This is a genomic window from Edwardsiella ictaluri ATCC 33202, assembly GCF_000264785.1.
GTDB lineage: Bacteria > Pseudomonadota > Gammaproteobacteria > Enterobacterales > Enterobacteriaceae > Edwardsiella > Edwardsiella ictaluri.
This window is the reverse complement of sequence record NZ_AFJI01000100.1, coordinates 20,717-38,266: the sequence shown is the minus strand read 5'-3', so window position 1 is coordinate 38,266 and position 17,550 is coordinate 20,717. Positions and strand designations below refer to the sequence as shown.

Sequence of the window (17,550 nt, the reverse complement as noted above, 5' to 3'; positions counted from 1 at the left end):
ATCGGTTGCCTCCAGCATTTTTTTCAGAAATATCTTGCGATGCATAGCCATGCATGTAGTATCGACTAATTAACAGTATGATTTTAAGTTTGATCCAGGTCACATGACGCAGCCTGTTACCCCCACCATCTTTACCGTCAGCCGGTTAAATCAGACCGTGCGCCAGCTGTTGGAGCTGGAGATGGGGCAGATTTGGCTGTCGGCCGAAATCTCCAATCTTTCCCAGCCCGCCTCCGGCCACTGGTATTTCACCCTCAAGGATGACAAGGCACAGGTGCGTTGCGCCATGTTTCGCAACAGCAACCGCCGCGTGACCTTTCGTCCGCAGAATGGCCAGCAGGTCCTGGTTCGCGCCAGTATCACGCTGTATGAATCGCGCGGCGACTATCAGCTGATCGCCGAAAGTATGCAGCCTGCGGGCGACGGCCTGCTGCAGCAGCAGTTCGAGGCGCTCAAACAGCGTCTGCAGGCCGAAGGGCTATTTGACGTCGGCCACAAACAGCCGCTGCCGTCACCGGCACGCTGCGTCGGGGTGATCACCTCCACCAGCGGTGCAGCGCTGCACGACGTGCTACACGTGCTGCGCCGACGCGATCCGGCCCTGCCGGTGGTGATCTACCCCAGCGCGGTGCAAGGTGGCGAGGCGCCCGGGCAGCTGGTGCGCGCAATTGCACTGGCCAACCTGCGCGCGGAGTGCGACGTGCTGATCGTCGGGCGCGGCGGCGGTTCCCTGGAAGATCTGTGGAGCTTCAACGATGAACGGGTCGCGCGGGCGATCTTCGCCAGCCATATTCCCATCGTCAGCGCCGTCGGCCATGAGACCGACGTCAGCATCGCCGACTTTGTCGCCGATCTGCGCGCGCCGACCCCCTCGGCGGCGGCCGAAGTGGTCAGCCGTAACCGGGACGAACTGCTGCGCCGTCTGCTGAGCCAGCGTCAGCGGCTGGATATGGCGCTGGATTATACCCTCGCGCGCCGCCGTCAGCGCCTACAGCAGCTGCGTCACCGCCTGGAGCAACAGCACCCCCAGCTGCGTCTGGCGCGCCAGCAGGCGCGACTGCTTAGCCTGCACCGCCGCCTGGAGGAGGCCATCGATACCCAGCTACGCCTGGCGGAGCGACGCTGGCGCCTGGGTGGAGAACGCCTACAGCAGCGCTCTCCGGCGCATGCCCTGCGCCAGCAGCAGTACCACCTGCAGCAGCTCAGCCACCGTTTGGAAAGTCAGCTACAGCGCAGCGTGGCCGCCCGGCGGGAGCGCTTTGGCGCCCTGTGCTCTCGCCTGGAGGGCATGAGCCCGCTGGCGACGCTGGCGCGCGGCTTCAGCGTGACCCAGCGCGATGACGGTCAGCTACTGCGCCACCGCGAGCAGGTCGCTCCGGGAGATACCCTGCGCACCCGCCTGGAGGACGGCTGGGTCGAAAGTCAGGTCACCGCGACCCGGCCACTGACTGCCCGCCGCCCCCGCGGGACAAAGGGCAGCGCGTAGCCCCCGTTGTGACTATCCCTGTCGCTGCATCATTCGGGCGGTGGCGATAGCCTCGATCAGCTGACGCCGGTTAATCCGCGCAGATCCGCCGTCCAGCAGGCGCTGCCATAGCCCGATCGCCCGCGGGTAGTCCGCCAGCATAAAGGCATCCGCCGCCAACAGCATCAGCGCGGAAACCTCCCCGGGATCGAGACGCAGCGCCCTTCTGATATCCTCCTGCACCTGCGCCGTCATCTGCTGCCCGGCATCGTAGTAGCCCGCCGCGGCCCGCGCCGCCCACAGCTCAGCGCTATCGGCGCGCAGCTCGATGGCCCGATCGTAGGCGCGCAGAGCGTCGCGGCTCTGTCCCAGCCACAGATAGTGCTGCCCCAGCGCCGCCCAGGCCTCACCGCTGTCGGGCGCCGCCCGCACCGCCTCCCAGCGCTGCGCCAGCATACGATCCGCCTGCTGCTGGGGGGTAAACTGTCGCTGCGGATCATCGCGCAGACGCTGCGCCTGCAGCACCGACGCCGCCCGTCCGCTCAGGCCATAGCCCGCCAGCGCCAGGCTCAGCGCCAGCACCGGCAGCAGCAGCGCGCGCCAGAGGCTCACCGTCGCCTCCGCCACAGCCCAACGACGATCATCAACAGCAGCAGCGGCGGCAGTCCCCACAGCAGCACCGTATGGCGATTGACGGCGGGTCGATAGCGCACAAACTCTCCGTAGCGCGCCGCCATGAAATCGACGATCTGCGCCTCATCCTGCCCCTGCGCCACCCGGCGAAACACCTCATGACGCATCGCCACGGCCACCGGCGCATTGGACTCAAGCAGGTTCTGATTCTGGCACTGGGGACAGCGTAGCTGGGCGGCGATAGCCAGCCCTTGATCTCGCGCCTGGGGCGAAGGAAACGCCCACGCATCCACCACCTGCGCCCGCGCGGCCCCGCACAGCAGCAGCAGCGCCCAGAGTCCCCCGCTAATGATTCTCATGGCTCCCTCCGTCGCCTCCGCAGACACAGCAGCGCCCCGGCGATCATCAGACCGCCGCCGCACCAAATCCAGCGTACCCCCTGGCGCAGGTACAGGCGCAGGGCATAACGATCGCCCTGCTTTTCCGCCATCAGGGCGTACCATTCATCGCGCCAGCTCCAGCTGATGCCCGGCTCAAACATCTGCTGGTTGCGGGCCAGATAGTGGCGTCGCTCCGGATACAGGCGCGCCACTGTATCCCCCCCCCGCTGCACCCAAATCTCCCCGCGCTCGGCGGTATAGTTACCGCGCGCAAACTGCGTTACCTCCCGCAGGGTAAAACGGTACTCCCCCAGCTGCGTCGACTGCCCGGGCGCCAGTGCCACGCTGCGCTCCTGCTGCCCGGCGGCGTGCAGCCCGATCCCCAGCGCACACAGCAGCGCCCCCAAGTGGGCCAGGCATCCACCCGCCCCCACCCTGCGCCGCAGCCCGCCATACAGCATCAGCGCCAGCGCCAGCAGCGCGAATGGCAGCAGTACGCCGTTAAAGTAAGGCGCGCCCACCGAAATCCGCCCCCAGCCCAGCAGGCCGTACAGCATGGGATACAGCGTGCCGATCAGCACGATCAGTGCCGCGGCGCTGAACAGCCACAGGATCCCCTGCAGCGGCAGGGAGGCCGGCGTCGTCACCGGCGTCAGCCGTCCCGCAGACAAGGCGTACAGCGTCAGGGCACCGACGGAAAGACCGCCGAACAGCAGCAATAGCGCCAACGCGCGCGCCTCGTCCAGCGCGAAGGCATGCACCGACAGCAAAACGCCGGAGCGCACGATCAGCGTGCCCATCAGGGTAAAGATCAGCGATGTCAGCGCCAGCAGCAGCGACCAGTGCGCCAGCGCGCCGCTGCGCCGGGTGACGCTCAGGCTGTGCAGCAGCGCCGTCGCGCTCAGCCAGGGCAACAGCGAGGCGTTTTCCACCGGATCCCAAAACCAGAACCCGCCCCAGCCCAGTTCGCTGTAGGCCCACCATGACCCCAAGATGATCCCGGTGCTCAGGCACCCCCAAGCCGGCAGCAGCCAGCGCCAGCAGTCATCGGCCATCGCCTGCGCCGTCTGGCGCGCCAACAGCCCAGCCAACAGACGGGCGGCGCACAGGGCCAGCCCGCCATAGCCCAGGTACAGCAGTGGCGGATGGAAGATCAGCCCGGGGTGCTGCAGCATCGGGTTAAGATCCCGCCCCTCCGGCGGTGCGGGGAACTGACGGGTGAAGGGATCGCCGAGGGTGACGATAAACAGCAGAAAGGCGCCGACGATCAGCGCCATTAGCCCCAAGGTATAGGCGTTCGCCTGCGCCGCCTGACGGCGGGCGCACAGGGCATACAGGGCGCTCCACCCCGCCAGACACAGCAGCCACAACAGCAGCGATCCCTCGTGGCCGCCCCAGGCGGCGGCCAGCTTTAGCCCGCGCGCCAGCGCGGAATGGCTGTGCTGGGCGACATAGCGCAGGGAGAAATCATCCGCCAGCAGCGCCAGCAGCAGCAGCACAAATCCCACCGCCGTCAGCGCCAGCTGAGCCAACGACCAGCGCCGTGGACACAGCGCGGGCAGGCGTTGCGCCCACGGCCCGCCGCCCGCCAGGCTCAGCAGCGCCGTCAGCAGGCTGACGCACAGCGCCAGCAGCAGGGCAATAAATCCCAGTTCAGGCCACCACAGCACACCGGCTCCTTAGGGGGTAGATTCGCCTCATCGCCAGCTCAGACCACCGTCAGCTGCCCGGCGTACAGGATGAACAGATGCAGCAGCAGCAGACCGCATAGCGTTATTCCGCTCCCCAGAAGGATGCGCAGGCGCAGGCTACCCCGCGTCACCAGGCGCAGCATCAGGGGTAGGATAATGCCAATGCCGACCACGCCCAGCCACAGCCACCAGCTCCAGAAACCGCCGTCCAGCAGCGTGGCCAGTGCCCGCTGCTTGGCCGCATCGCCCTGCGCCAGCCCCAGCACAAATAGCAGCAGCAGCGCTAACAACACGCCCCCCAGGGGAGCCTCGATACGGCGCAGACGCGCCTGCTCCATCGCCACGTCGTCACCGTGCAGCCACAGCGAGGCCAATAGGGCTACCGCCACGCCACAACTCAGCGCGGCGCACAGGAACAGCGCGGGCAGCAGGGGCGAGTTCAGCATCGGGTAAGACTTCAGCGCCGAGAGCAGCAGGCCGTTATAGATGCCAAGCAACAGCGCCAGGATCAGCAGGATGATGGACAGCGGATGCCGCAGCCCCTGCAGGCGCGTCAGCAGCGCAGCCAGACGCAGGGCGCCCGGCCACCTCCGCTCCAGCAGCCCGGTCAGCGATGGCGTAAACCACAGCGCCAGCCACAGCAGCAGCAGCGGCAGGTAGATCTGGAACAGCAGTACCCGCACGGAGAGCACCGAACTCAGGTTATAGTGCAGGCTAACCTTCCAGAACATCCACGGCCGCGCCAGATGCAGCGCCAGCATCAGCAGCCCCAGCATGACCGTCAGCGGCGCCAGCCACAGCGTGGCGCGCATCACCGCGCTGGCCTCCGCGCGCTCTCCGCGCCAGCCGCGCGCCATGACCGCCAGTGCAACCAGACCGGCTGAGACGCTGACCAGAAACAGATCGATGGCGATCGGCCAATCCCAGACCAGCGACGGAAAATGAAACGGCGATGTCATGAATTCACCTCCCCGTAGCGGAACGGAATACGATACAGTTTCGGGCGGGTGCCCAGCGCCAGCTTGTAGCGGTAGCTCGGCTGTTCGCGCAGCAGACGGCTCACCGCGCTGGCGGGATCGTCGAGATCGCCAAAGGTGAGCGCCCGGGTCGGACAGGCCAGCACACAGGCGGGCTCCTTACCCGCCTTCAGGTTGGTTTTACGACAGAAATCGCACTTATCCGCCGTCCTGCTGACCGGGTGGATAAAACGCACCCGGTAAGGACAGGCGGCGATGCAGTACTGACAGCCGACGCACAGATCGGGGTCGACGTCGACAATGCCGCTGGCGGCGTCGCGAAACGATGCGCCGGTCGGGCAGGCGTTAACGCAGGGCGCATCGTCACAGTGCTGGCAGGAGTGGCGGAAAAAGCGATATTTTACCGCCGGAAACTGGCCGATGGGTTCGCTGCGGATGATCTCCAGACGTGATACGCCAGCGGGCACCCGATTAACCTCGCGGCAGGCCTCCATACAGGCGGTGCAGCCGATGCAGCGGTTTTCATCATATACCATGCCCAGCCGGACGCCCTGCGACGTCACGGCGGAGGCCACCACCCGTGGCAAGGCGCCGCCGGAGAGCGCCATGACGCCCAGCCCGGCGATGAAACGTCGACGGGAGCAACTCATGGCCGCAGCTCCTTACCCGGCATTTTCAGCGTCACCGCTGCCGGATCGAACGCCGGGTTATCCTGCTGCTGGCGGTGACAGTCTACGCACAGCACGACGCGCTCGCGCTCGTTCAGCCGGATGACCGGATCCGACTGCGGATGCAGGCTGTGACAGGCGGCACAACTTACCGCGGCAAGATGTACATCGTGCGGCCAGAACGCCTTTTGCAGCTTCTCTGGTAGATGGCAGGACATACACACGCTGTTTTGCTGTGCAGCGCTATGCCCGTCACGGTTAAAGCGCATCACGTCCGGCGCACCGTCGCGGTGACGCTCAAGGGAGACGTTGCCATGACAGTTGCTGCAGGCGATCGCCGAGCCGGTATTGGGATTTTTCTCCTGGCTATGACGCCCGTGCAGGCGATCCTGCGGTGTTTTATGGCAGTCCAGGCACCCCTGGTTGGGATCGCGCTGTAAAACGACCTCTGCCTGCGCTGGCGTCGCCCCCTCTCCCGCCGTCGGCGGGGTGGAGAGTGACGGAGTGGAAAGCAGCAGCCCACTGACCAGCGCCCCGGCGGTAAATAACGAACGCAGTAGGTTCATGATGACTCCATCTGCAGTGCCCCGCAGCGCGGGGCGCAGGGGTTAATGGTCCAGGCGCCCGGCGCTGCGCGCCTGGGCTTCCCACTCAGGAACAACCGTATTCAGGAAAGTCTGCTTTTCCTGCGTAAACTGCTGCATATTCATCCCCAGCGCCTGCTGCGCCAGCGCCTTGGTGGAGATATCCGGCAGCGGTACCGCGTCGTTGACGCCGTGGTTAGCCAGCACCCGCACCAGCTGAGTACGCGCATTGGCCGCCTTGTCCAGCGCGGTGCCCAACATCCGTAGCGCGACGTCCGGCGCATGCATATGCACGCCGTGGGAGGCAATAGAGAAGTCCCAGCGCCACTGGGCGTGGCGAATGTCGGTCAGGATCGGCTGCATTTCGGCCTCGCTGGCACCGGCGGCCCAAGCGGCCTTGGCCTCAAAGTGCGCCCGTACCAGCTGATCCTCAACCTTCAGCTTGATCTCATTGACATCCTGCTTGCGCTTGGCCACGGTCTGCTGCAGCGTCGCTTTATCCTGGGTATGACAGGTCCGGCAGGTCTGCTCAAAGCTATCGAATGGATTACCTATCTTATGGCTGGTGTACAGCTTGCCTTCGGCGTTCTGCACCTTCGGCATATGGCAATCGACGCAGGAGATGTTGTTCTGTCCGTGGATCCCGGCGCGCCAAGTCTCATAATCCGGGTGCTGCGCCTTCAGCATCGGCGCCTTGGAGAGCGGGTTAACCCAGTCGGTAAAGGCAATACCGTCGTAATAGGCCTCGATCTCATCGACGCTGGTGCCCTGATCCCAGGGGAATTTGACGGTTTTATCCTTGCCGGAGAAGTAGTACTCCACGTGGCACTGACCGCATACCATCGACTGCTGATCGATGCGGTTGGCTTTATCGAACGGTTTGCCAATCGCCTCCAGCGCCCGCGCGGCGTAGGGGCGCGACAGCTGCAGGGCCGGTTTGCCGGCGGCAAAGTCATCGGAGGCAGTATTATGGCAGTCGGCACAGCCTAGGGCGTTGACGATCTCCGGCCCGCCGCGCGCCCACATACCGTGGAAATAGGCCGCTTCTCCCTGCTCCGCGATCACCCGCGCCACGTCCGGACTCTTACAGCTCCAGCAGGCCATCGGCTGAGGCCCATCCTCCGGCTTCATCGGCGCACCGGTGCGCAGGGTCTCGCGCACGTCGGTCAACGCATAGGCGTGGCCGCGCGGCTTGTTATAGTCCTTAGCAAAGGCGTAGCCGGCCCACAGGATCACCAAGCGTGGATCCTCCGCCAGCGCATCGCTAATTTCACTCTGCTCGGCGGTGGCCTTCCAGGAGGCATACTGGTCAGGGTGCGGCGCGGCGAAGCGATCGTTGCGCGCCTCAATCTTCGGCGGCGCCTTCTCTGCCGCGGCGGCGGAATCCGCGGCGGCCGCCTGGGCCCCGCCGCCAAACAGCGCCAGTGCGGCGCCGATCAAAATACGCTGCAGCGCATTGCTTACCTTAATCATAAGCATTCCATCCAGAGTTATATCCCTGTCGCACACGGGTCATGGCACGCAGGTTATGAGTTATACATCGCACATCCGTGGGCGTAAGGGTGAACATAGATTCACCAAGTCGATAAAGTAATCCCTGCCACCGCCTCTCGGGAAATATCACCCGACCACCGGAAAATAAAAAACGCCCCACTCCGTGCGCAGCTTAATTTTTATTTGTCACGCCTAGCATGAATAGCAAAACCCAGATAAAAAATATTGTTTTTGATCAACACCGATAAACACCACACTGGGCAAAGATGTATTCTGCAATTTAAAACACGGAGAAAATGTAACCGAGAATTTATACAGAGGAATTATGCGTAAATTACGACATAAAAAATAAAATCTATAAAATTAAATCACAATAAATAAAAAATACCCCAATTGGGGTATTTAAATATAATTAAAAATGAATCTGTATTTAGCAGGAAATATAGCGTATGTGCAGCTGCTTTTTAGAGATCAGCCCATGCCCATGCGGGCAGAAATAATCAGCAGCACCGCACGCTTTCAGCTCCTGTAGCGGCTGCTGGCACTGGGGACAGCGCGCCTCACGGCGATAGGCCTGACGGCAGGATGGGCAGAAAAAGCGCCCATCCTGCTGCCACTGTAGCTCATGCTGGCACTGCGGACAGCTAGCTTGCATCACACTCTCCTAAATAAGGCCCCACTGACGCAGGAAGTAAAGCCCCAGCGCCGTGGTAAAAAACGATCCCAGGGTGGTAATGGCAATAATATTCGCCGCCAGCGTCGCATTGCCGCCCATCGCCCGGGTCATCACGTAACTCGCCGCCGCCGTCGGCGTGGCGCTCAGCAGAAAGATCACCCCCAGCGTAACATGGCGGAAACCGCAGAGCCAGGCGCCGCTGGTCAGCAGCAGTGGCACCAGCAGCAGCTTGGCCAGCGAGGCATATCCCGCCACGTTCGAGGCGCCGAACATGGCTCGCCAGTCGATGCTGGCGCCGGCGCACAGCAGCGCCAGGGGCAGGGCCATGGCGGACAGAAAGTTACCGGTCGCGTGTATCACCTGCGGCATCGGCAGGCCGACCGTGCTCCACAGCAGCCCCAGCATGATAGCAATGATCAGCGGATTGCAGACGATCCCACGCAGCATAGTGCGCCAGCCAACCCCACGCTGTCCGTCGCCGTACAGTGAGCGCGTCAGGGTGATCACCGACAGGACGTTGAACAGGATCACCGTCACCGCCATGTAGAGCGAACCGATGGCAACCCCCTCGCTGCCGTAGGCACTGGCGCAGTAGGCCAAGCCGACAATCGCCGTATTGGCGCGAAAGCCGCCCTGAACGAAAATCCCCCGTTCCCGCGGATCGCGTACCAGCCAGCGTGATACCCACTCCAGCAGGAGAAAGCTCAGCAGCGTCGCCCCTGCACCATACAGCACAAAAGGCAGATTCTGCCGCAGAGAGGCCTGTGCGGTGGCGATACTGAAAAACAGCAGGCAGGGCAGCGACAGGTTAAATACCAGCCGGGTCGCGCTGTCGCAAAAGCGGTCGTCGAGCAGCTGGCAACGGCGCAGCAGTATGCCGACCAGCAGCATCAGCAGGTTAGGAACAGTAACGCCGAAGGCAAAACTCCAGGTCTCCCAGGACATAGCACATCCTTGTTACAGGCGGGAAGGATAGCGGGCGGCGCAAAGCCAAGTCCGTCGACTGCCGTCGACTGGGGAAGGCCGACGCCATGCCGCCGTAGGGAATCATTCACCGACGGAAACCGCCTGGGCCCACTCCCGCCGCGCGTATCACGCGCGGTCAACATGAGCGTCAAGGACGCCCAGAACAGGTACGATAAATAGCCTAACATAGGACCGGGTCAAAAAAAACGGGACACCAATGTGTCCCGCTATTAACGATTACTTCGTCTTTTTCAGGTGGCTCAACAGACGCTTACGCTTGCGCATCTGGTTTGGCGTCAGGGTGTTGCGCTTATTGGCGAACGGGTTATCCCCTTCTTTAAACTGAATGCGGATCGGCGTCCCCATTACGTTCAAAGAGCGGCGGAAGTAGTTCATCAGGTAGCGCTTGTAGGAGTCCGGCAGATCCTTCACCTGGTTACCGTGGATCACCACGATCGGTGGGTTATAGCCCCCGGCGTGCGCATACTTCAGCTTCACCCGGCGCCCGCGCACCATCGGCGGCTGATGGTCATCCTGCGCCATGGTCATAATGCGGGTCAGCATCGCGGTGCTGACGCGGCGGGTGGCACTTTCGTAGGCTTCCTGAATCGATTCGAACAGGTTGCCCACACCGCTGCCGTGCAGAGCGGAGATAAAGTGGATACGGGCGAAGTCGACGAATCCCAGACGCAGATCCAGCATATCCTTCACCTGCTCTTTGACCTCCAGGCTCAGGCCGTCCCACTTATTGACCACCACCACCAGTGAGCGCCCACTATTGAGGATAAAGCCGAGCAGAGAAAGATCCTGATCGGAGATCCCCTGGCGGGCATCGATCACCAGCAGCACCACGTTGGCATCTTCAATCGCCTGCAGCGTCTTGATGACCGAGAACTTCTCAACGGTATCCGTAACCTTGCCGCGCTTGCGCACCCCGGCGGTGTCGATCAGAACGTATTCGCGCTCGTCACGCTCCATCGGAATATAGATACTGTCGCGGGTGGTGCCCGGCATGTCATACACCACCACCCGGTCTTCGCCCAGGATGCGGTTGGTCAGCGTGGACTTACCGACGTTGGGACGCCCGACAATCGCAATTTTAATGGGCTGATTGATGGGATCAAACGCCTCTTCCTCCTCCTGTGCCTCGCCGTCGGCTTCCGCCTCCAGCTCCGCCCAGTAGGCCGCGTTCTCTTCTTCCTCGCTCAGCACCGGTGCCGGCGCTTCCTGTGGAATAAACGGGACCAGCGCATCTTCGATAAGCTGGGTCACACCGCGCCCATGGGAGGCCGCGATAGGGTGAACCTCCCCCATACCCAGGGAATAAAAGTCCCCGACGGCCACCTCGGCGTCAATGCCGTCGGTTTTGTTGGCGACCAGGAACGTCGCCTTATCGCGGCTGCGCAGATGGCGGGCAATGGCCTCGTCCGCCGGCAGCAGGCCATCGCGGGCATCGACCAGAAACAGCACGATATCGGCCTCTTCAATCGCCATCAGCGACTGCTCCGCCATGTGGGTCTCGACCCCGTTTTCGGTGCCGTCGATACCGCCGGTATCGATAATGATAAACTCGTGACCGTTTACTTCAGCACGACCATACTTGCGATCTCGGGTTAATCCGGGGAAGTCGGCGACCAACGCATCGCGGGTACGCGTCAACCGGTTGAATAAGGTGGATTTCCCCACATTCGGGCGCCCGACCAGCGCGACGACAGGTATCATTGTTGAAGCCTCTATTACGTAATGTCATTCCCCGCCGCCGTCGGCGACGGGAAAATATGCAGAAGACGAAACGGCCCCTGAGGTCATCAGGAGCCGTTCCGGGCGGCGAAAGCCGCCCTATATCATGTTATAAATCAACGGGAGATGGCGTAAACGTCACCATCGCGCGCCTGAATAATCAGGTTATCGCCCGCCACCTGCCCGGCGCTGAGCAGGCCGGATCCGTTCAGCTTCTGCTCAACCACCAGACGACCATCATCCGGATTGATCCAGTACAGGTAGCCCTCAGAGTCACCGAGCACCAGATAGCCACGGTACAGCACCGGCGCCGTTACGCCGCGGTGCAGCAGCTCGCTGTTTTTCCACAGTGCAACGCCACCGCTGGTGCTCATGGCGGCGACGCGGCCATCCTGATCCACCAGATAAATACGTCCGCCATCGACGATGATATTATTCACCCCGCCCATATCGCGTTTCCAGACGATCTGGCCAGAACGCAGATCCAGCGCGGACAGACTGCCGTTGTAGCCCAGGGTATACACCACCCCGTCCACCACCACCGGCGTCATATCGATATCATTCAGGCGATCGATCTCGGTCGCACCGTTCGGCTGAGCCACCCGCTGCTGCCAAATCATCTGCCCTTGCTGCAACAGTACCGCACTGACGCGACCATTATCACCGCCGACGATAGCGGCGCCATAGGCCACCGCCGGTGCGGATTCGCCGCGCAGGGTCAGCGACGGAATATCCAGGCTGATGGTCCACTTGATCGTACCATCGCTCTCATCCAGCGCCTGCAGCATACCGTTAGAGGTGTGGATCAGCACCAAACCGTCGCTGACCACCGGACGGGAGATTGCCTCACCTGCCACCGTGGTTTTCCAGGCGATGCTGCCGTCATCGCTGTTCAGCGCATAGACGACCGCATGCTCAGAACCGACATAGACCTTGCTGCCGGAGACAGTCAGGCCACCGGACAGCAGCGCATCGCTGCGGGAGAACCAGCCCTCTTTCTCGCCAAGATTCACCGACCACAGCTTATCGCCGTTTTCGGCGTTCATCGCCATCACCAGCCCCTGGCGGTCAGCGGCGTAGATATGGTTATCCTGAAACGCCGGACGCAGATGGGAATAAAAGTCACCGACACCGTTACCGACCGAACGGCGCCATACCGTCTGCGGCGTAAACTGGTTCTCTACCTGCGGCAGCGGGGCCATAACGACCGTATCCGTCTCGCCGCCGAACCAGGAGCATCCGCTCAGCATGGTTGCTGACAGTAAGCCGACCAGGAGCGTTTTACGCAATTGCATCGATTATCCCCTTAGCTGGATAAATTATTCAGTTTCATCCGCAGCAGCGCCTGCAGCGACTGGGAGGCGCTCTCCGCTAGCCCTTTGCTATAGGCCTCACGCGCGCCCTTGGCGTCGCCTTTCTTGAGCAGCACGTCGCCGCGTATATCCTGGGCCAACGGCTGCCACCCTTTAGCCGTGACACCGTCCAGGGTTTTCAGCGCCGCATCCAGCTGATTCTCCTGAAGCTGTACCCGCGCCAGACGCAGGTTGCTCAGGGCCTTCAGGTTTACATCTTTGGCCTGCCCCTCCGCCCAGGCCAGTTGGGTCTGCGCCTTGGCGAAGTCAGACTTCTCAACCTCATACTGCGCCAGCTGCAGCGCCGCCAGTACGCCGTAATTGTTGCCATTCTCTTTGATAAAGGCTTCGCTGAGCATCACACCGTCCTTCTTTCCGCCGCTCAGCGCCTCGCTGGCCAGCTGATAGGACTGGGAAGCCTGCGCCATGTTGGCCTGCTGATGACCAACCCAGTAACGCCAGCCGAGCAGCGCACCGATGCCAATCACCACGCCCACCACCAGCGTCTTGCCATACTCCTGGAAGAAATGGCGGATGGCATCAACCTGTTCGTTCTCTGTGCTATAGACTTCCACTGTTTCCTGCTCCTTAGCCCAACAGGGTTGCCAGCAGCGTCGCGGCCTGATCCTGCGCCACGGTCTGCTGTTCACCGCTTGCCAGGCACTTCACGTTCACCTGACCACTCTGTACTTCGCTCTCGCCCAACACCAGCGCAATGCGGGCGCCCCATTTATCGGCACGGGCAAACTGCTTCTTGAAGTTACCGCCGCCGTAGTTGGTCATCAGACGCAGCGTCGGCAGGGCGTCGCGCAGCTGCTCCGCCAGACGCATCGCCGCGCTTTGGGTGCCCTCGCCGGCGGCGATCAGGTAGACATCGACCGCGCGCTGCGGCAGGAAGGCCGGATTAACTGCCTGCACTAAAAGCACCAGACGCTCCAGCCCCATGGCAAAACCCACCGCCGACGTCGCATGACCGCCCAGTTGCGCCACCAGGCCATCGTAACGGCCTCCTGCGCAGACGGTGCCCTGAGCACCAAGGCTGGTGGTAACCCACTCAAACACAGTGCGGTTATAGTAATCCAGCCCGCGCACCAGACGCTCGTTGACCGTATAGACGATCCCGGCGTCGTCCAGCAGACGGCACAGGCCGTCAAAGTGTGCGCGGGAGTCGGCGTCCAGATACTCGGACAGGCGCGGAGCCGCGTTCAGCAGCGCCTGTACCTGTGGATTCTTCGAGTCCAGCACGCGCAGCGGATTGCTATACATACGGCGCAGGCAATCTTCATCCAGCTGGTCCTTATACTGCTCCAGGTAGGCAACCAGGGCGTCGCGGTAGGCGGCACGCGCCTCCAGTGAGCCGATGGAGTTCAGCTCCAGTGTGACGTGATCGGCAATCCCCAGCACTTTCCACCAGCGGGCGGTCATCATGATGATTTCCGCATCGATATCGGGACCGGCCAGGCCAAACACCTCAGCCCCCAACTGATGAAACTGACGATAGCGCCCCTTCTGCGGACGTTCGTGGCGGAACATCGGCCCGATGTACCACAAACGCTGCTCCTGATTGTACAGCAGACCATGTTCGATACCGGCGCGCACGCAGCCAGCGGTGCCTTCCGGACGCAGGGTCAGGCTGTCGCCATTGCGATCCTCGAAGGTATACATTTCTTTTTCAACGACATCGGTCACTTCACCGATGGCGCGTTTGAATAACGGGGTCTGCTCTACAATCGGCAAACGGATTTCGCTGTAGCCGTAGCTGGCCAGCACCTGCTTAAGCGCCGCTTCAATCGGCTGCCACAGCGCCGTATCTGCCGGCAAATAGTCGTTCATGCCACGAATGGCCTGGATATTCTTAGCCACGTCAACTCTCTATGTAATTTGCAAAAACTGGCCCGATTATAGAGGGATTCACGCCCCCTCTTCAACGCGGGCAAACAGCGGCGGCGCCAGAACGCGCCGCCCGCCATCACCGATCGTCCAGCGTCGTGACGCCAATGCGCATCTTTTCATCCAGCATGGCGGCCTTAGCGCGGATCTTCGCCTCCAGTAGATCGATGATCGCACTGTTATCAAAGCGCTCCTTCTGACGGATGCCGTCCTCATAGAAGCCGCTCTTATTGTGTCCGCCGGTCACGCCCAAGGTTGAGACCAGCGCTTCGCCGGGTCCATTGACCACGCAGCCGATGATCGATACGTCCATCGGCGTGATGATGTCTTCCAGGCGCTGTTCCAGTGCATTCACCGTTCCGATCACATCAAACTCCTGACGGGAGCAGGTGGGACAGGCGATAAAGTTGATCCCGCGCGAGCGGATGCGCAGCGACTTGAGGATATCAAATCCCACCTTCACTTCTTCTACCGGATCGGCGGCCAGCGATACGCGCAGGGTATCACCGATCCCCTCCGCCAGCAGCATCCCCAGCCCGACAGCAGACTTCACCGAGCCACTGCGGGCACCCCCGGCCTCAGTGATCCCCAAATGCAGCGGTTGATCGATACGCGCCGCCAGCAGACGGTAGGCGTCAACGGCCAGGAACACGTCGGAAGCCTTCACGCTCACCTTAAACTGGTCAAAGTTGAGGCGATCCAGAATATCGACATGGCGCATGGCCGACTCCAACAACGCCTGCGGCGTCGGCTCGCCGTACTTCTCCTGGATGTCCTTCTCCAGTGATCCGGCGTTAATACCGATGCGGATCGGAATACCGCGATCGCGCGCGCAGTCAACCACCGAGCGGATCCGGCTCTCATTACCGATATTGCCCGGATTGATACGCAGGCAGTCTACGCCATACTCCGCAACCTTCAGCGCAATACGGTAGTCAAAGTGAATATCGGCTACTAACGGTACCTGCGCCTGCTGTTTGATCAAACGAAATGCTTCGGCCGCCTCCATGGTGGGCACCGATACGCGCACAATATCCACTCCGACCCGCTCCAGTGCACGGATCTGCGCCACTGTCGCATCGACGTCGGTGGTGCGGGTGTTGGTCATGGACTGGACGGTGATGGGTGCGCCGTCACCGATCGGCACGCTGCCGACATGGATACGCGTCGATTTACGGCGCTTAATGGGGGATGGAGTACTATGCATGACTTCTCTCCGCACTGGCTATAGCTCAGTTAGCCGCCGCAGACTGCGCGTCTAACGTAAAACGGGCAACCTGACTTGACTTGATGAAACTACTCAGATCAACGGGCTTACCCAGATACTGGATCTGAACTGCCGCCGGCGCCCCGATCTTCAGACGATAGGGTGCCTTACCGGCCAAATCGAGCTTACCACCGGCACGCTGCAGCCCGCTGAACAGTACCTTGCCGCTGGCATCGCGTACTTCCAGCCAGCAGTCGGCGCTGAAATGCATCACCAATGGGCTTTCAGAGTCTTCGCCCACGCTGCCCGGTGCCACGCTCGCGGCGGCAATAGGCAACGTCGTTCCGGAGAGCGGCGTCACGCCAGCCGGGCTCGGTGCCACGATAGCACTCTCCTGCGCTGGAGCAGCGCTCTGCGCAGCTGTCGTGTCCTGCATGCTGCTCTGTGTGTTGATCGGAGCAACAGTGGTCGGCATGCCCACCTTAGCACTCTCGGTCACGGCTGGCGCGGCGCTGTCGCTGGCCATCGACGGCGCACGGCCAGTATCGGGGGCAGATAGTTCGACCGGCTGAGCATCCTGCTGCTTAGCCAACTGAGCCGACGACTCATCGGCCATTTCCACGATATCCTGCTGCTGAGCCTTATGGTTCTGCCACCACCAAGACCCGGTAATGCCGATCACCACAAAGATCACCAGCCAGGTAAAGGTCATCAGCCAACCTTCGCGTTTCTTACGCTTCTTGCCCAGCGAAAAGCTTTGCATGGACGCCATTTTTACCACCCGAACAGGGGGATGTTTGGCTAACAGCGGGGCGATCTCCTGCTCGGGGATCTGCACCAGCTTGGCATAGGAACGGATATAGCCACGGACAAAGGTCGATACCAGACCATCCGGAGCCTTGTCTTCTTCAATATTGCGTACGGTTGAGAGCTTCAGGCACAGGCGTTCGGCCACCTGCTGCTGGGTGAGACCTAAACGCTCACGGCCCTGGCGCAGACGCTCGCCGGTGCTCATCGGTACTGCTTGATCTTGGGAGGCTTCAGTATTCATTCGCTAGGAACTGCTGGTACTGTTGGGATTGTGGAAAATTTCGCGCCAGTTGCTTGCCATAACGTTGGAGATTCGTCTGGCGCCCATCTAACGCAGCGAAACGGATTTGTAGCCATAAACTATCGGCGCAAACCGGCAAAATATGATTGTAAACATCCAACATCAATCGTGCATCCGTGCGGTCACCCCGTTGTAACGTCTGTGCGGCCTCGCCCAGCAGACGTGTCCCCTGCTGCGGATCGGCCTTTAACGCACGGGCAAATAACCTGCGAGCGTCATCGGGCCGGTCAGCACGTAAAAAACAGATCCCCGCGCTAAAAAAAGCCTCGGCGACCCAGCCATCATCCGGCAGACGCGCTGCCGCGTTAAACTGTTGTTGCGCCGCTACATACTGCCCTAAACTGCAGAGAAACGCACCGTAATTATTCATAACGGTGCCGTTGTCCGGCGCCAACGCCAGCGCCTGGCGATAGCTTTGCGCGGCCGCCTGCGGCTGGCCGCTCAGCTGCTGATAGCGCGCCGTCAGCAGTGAGCGACGATAATCACCGGGCGCCTCGGCGGACAGCTGCGCTAACGCCTGCTGCGCCTGAGTCATATCACCGCGATCGAGCGCAGCCTGCGCCCGTGCTTCAGGCGCCAATATGACCGTATCGGTCGCTATGCCCGGCGCCTCCGGGGTATCGGCACACCCGAAGAGCAACAGCGCAACGCCTGCACACATCAGCGCCGTCGTCGTTTTCATCCCTTGCTCCGCTACATCCGTGTGCGGCTCAGCC

Annotated in this window: 17 protein-coding genes; 1 reads left to right on the top strand and 16 read right to left on the bottom strand. The window is 61.9% G+C overall.

The annotated features are described in order from the left end of the window. The first annotated feature begins 103 nt into the window (after positions 1-103). Positions 104-1,486 carry an exodeoxyribonuclease VII large subunit gene (xseA, locus tag EIEH_RS14920; protein ID WP_015872393.1) on the top strand — a complete coding sequence of 461 codons (1,383 nt, stop codon included), beginning with the start codon at positions 104-106 and terminating at the stop codon, positions 1,484-1,486. 12 nt (positions 1,487-1,498) lie between these two features. On the opposite strand, the gene EIEH_RS14915 is transcribed toward xseA, so the two are convergent. The 16 genes from EIEH_RS14915 to pilW form a co-directional block, all read right to left on the bottom strand. Next, complete coding sequence (locus tag EIEH_RS14915) at positions 1,499-2,077, bottom strand: TPR domain-containing protein (protein WP_015872394.1); 579 nt, start codon at positions 2,075-2,077, stop codon at positions 1,499-1,501. Beyond that, a complete protein-coding gene (gene nrfF, locus EIEH_RS14910; protein ID WP_015872395.1) occupies positions 2,074-2,457 on the bottom strand; it encodes a heme lyase NrfEFG subunit NrfF in 384 nt (127 codons plus the stop codon). Before nrfF ends, EIEH_RS14915 begins: the two co-directional genes overlap by 4 nt. Next, on the bottom strand, positions 2,454-4,148 hold the full coding sequence (locus EIEH_RS14905) for a heme lyase CcmF/NrfE family subunit (RefSeq protein ID WP_015872396.1): 1,695 nt from the start codon (positions 4,146-4,148) through the stop codon (positions 2,454-2,456). The genes nrfF and EIEH_RS14905 overlap by 4 nt, the downstream gene beginning before the upstream one ends. A gap of 38 nt (positions 4,149-4,186) precedes the next feature. Next, positions 4,187-5,128, bottom strand: coding sequence for an NrfD/PsrC family molybdoenzyme membrane anchor subunit (gene nrfD / locus EIEH_RS14900; RefSeq protein WP_015872397.1), 942 nt, complete (start codon positions 5,126-5,128; stop codon positions 4,187-4,189). Beyond that, positions 5,125-5,796: a cytochrome c nitrite reductase Fe-S protein gene (gene nrfC / locus EIEH_RS14895; protein ID WP_015872398.1), complete on the bottom strand. Its 672-nt coding sequence runs from the start codon at positions 5,794-5,796 to the stop codon at positions 5,125-5,127. The genes nrfD and nrfC overlap by 4 nt, the downstream gene beginning before the upstream one ends. Then, complete coding sequence (gene nrfB / locus EIEH_RS14890) at positions 5,793-6,380, bottom strand: cytochrome c nitrite reductase pentaheme subunit (protein WP_015872399.1); 588 nt, start codon at positions 6,378-6,380, stop codon at positions 5,793-5,795. Before nrfB ends, nrfC begins: the two co-directional genes overlap by 4 nt. 42 nt (positions 6,381-6,422) lie before the next feature. Next, positions 6,423-7,871: an ammonia-forming nitrite reductase cytochrome c552 subunit gene (gene nrfA, locus EIEH_RS14885; protein ID WP_015872400.1), complete on the bottom strand. Its 1,449-nt coding sequence runs from the start codon at positions 7,869-7,871 to the stop codon at positions 6,423-6,425. A gap of 451 nt (positions 7,872-8,322) precedes the next feature. After that, positions 8,323-8,547, bottom strand: coding sequence for a zinc ribbon domain-containing protein (locus tag EIEH_RS14880; RefSeq protein ID WP_015872401.1), 225 nt, complete (start codon positions 8,545-8,547; stop codon positions 8,323-8,325). 9 nt (positions 8,548-8,556) lie between these two features. Next, a complete protein-coding gene (locus tag EIEH_RS14875) occupies positions 8,557-9,513 on the bottom strand; it encodes an AEC family transporter (RefSeq protein WP_015872402.1) in 957 nt (318 codons plus the stop codon). Between the two features lie 258 nt (positions 9,514-9,771). Further along, positions 9,772-11,256, bottom strand: a complete 1,485-nt coding sequence (der, locus tag EIEH_RS14870) for a ribosome biogenesis GTPase Der (RefSeq protein WP_015872403.1) — start codon at positions 11,254-11,256, stop codon at positions 9,772-9,774. A 134-nt stretch (positions 11,257-11,390) separates the two neighbouring features. Further along, positions 11,391-12,569, bottom strand: a complete 1,179-nt coding sequence (gene bamB, locus EIEH_RS14865) for an outer membrane protein assembly factor BamB (protein WP_015872404.1) — start codon at positions 12,567-12,569, stop codon at positions 11,391-11,393. Positions 12,570-12,580: 11 nt separating this feature from the next. Continuing rightward, entirely contained in the window at positions 12,581-13,201 is a 621-nt protein-coding gene (locus tag EIEH_RS14860) for a YfgM family protein (RefSeq protein WP_015872405.1), read from the bottom strand. Between the two features lie 13 nt (positions 13,202-13,214). Further along, positions 13,215-14,489: a histidine--tRNA ligase gene (gene hisS / locus EIEH_RS14855; protein ID WP_015872406.1), complete on the bottom strand. Its 1,275-nt coding sequence runs from the start codon at positions 14,487-14,489 to the stop codon at positions 13,215-13,217. 106 nt (positions 14,490-14,595) lie between these two features. Then, on the bottom strand, positions 14,596-15,723 hold the full coding sequence (ispG, locus tag EIEH_RS14850) for a flavodoxin-dependent (E)-4-hydroxy-3-methylbut-2-enyl-diphosphate synthase (RefSeq protein ID WP_015872407.1): 1,128 nt from the start codon (positions 15,721-15,723) through the stop codon (positions 14,596-14,598). Positions 15,724-15,748: 25 nt separating this feature from the next. Continuing rightward, a complete protein-coding gene (gene rodZ, locus EIEH_RS14845) occupies positions 15,749-16,774 on the bottom strand; it encodes a cytoskeleton protein RodZ (RefSeq protein ID WP_015872408.1) in 1,026 nt (341 codons plus the stop codon). Further along, positions 16,764-17,516 carry a type IV pilus biogenesis/stability protein PilW gene (pilW, locus tag EIEH_RS14840; RefSeq protein WP_035610115.1) on the bottom strand — a complete coding sequence of 251 codons (753 nt, stop codon included), beginning with the start codon at positions 17,514-17,516 and terminating at the stop codon, positions 16,764-16,766. Before pilW ends, rodZ begins: the two co-directional genes overlap by 11 nt. Positions 17,517-17,550: the final 34 nt, after the last annotated feature.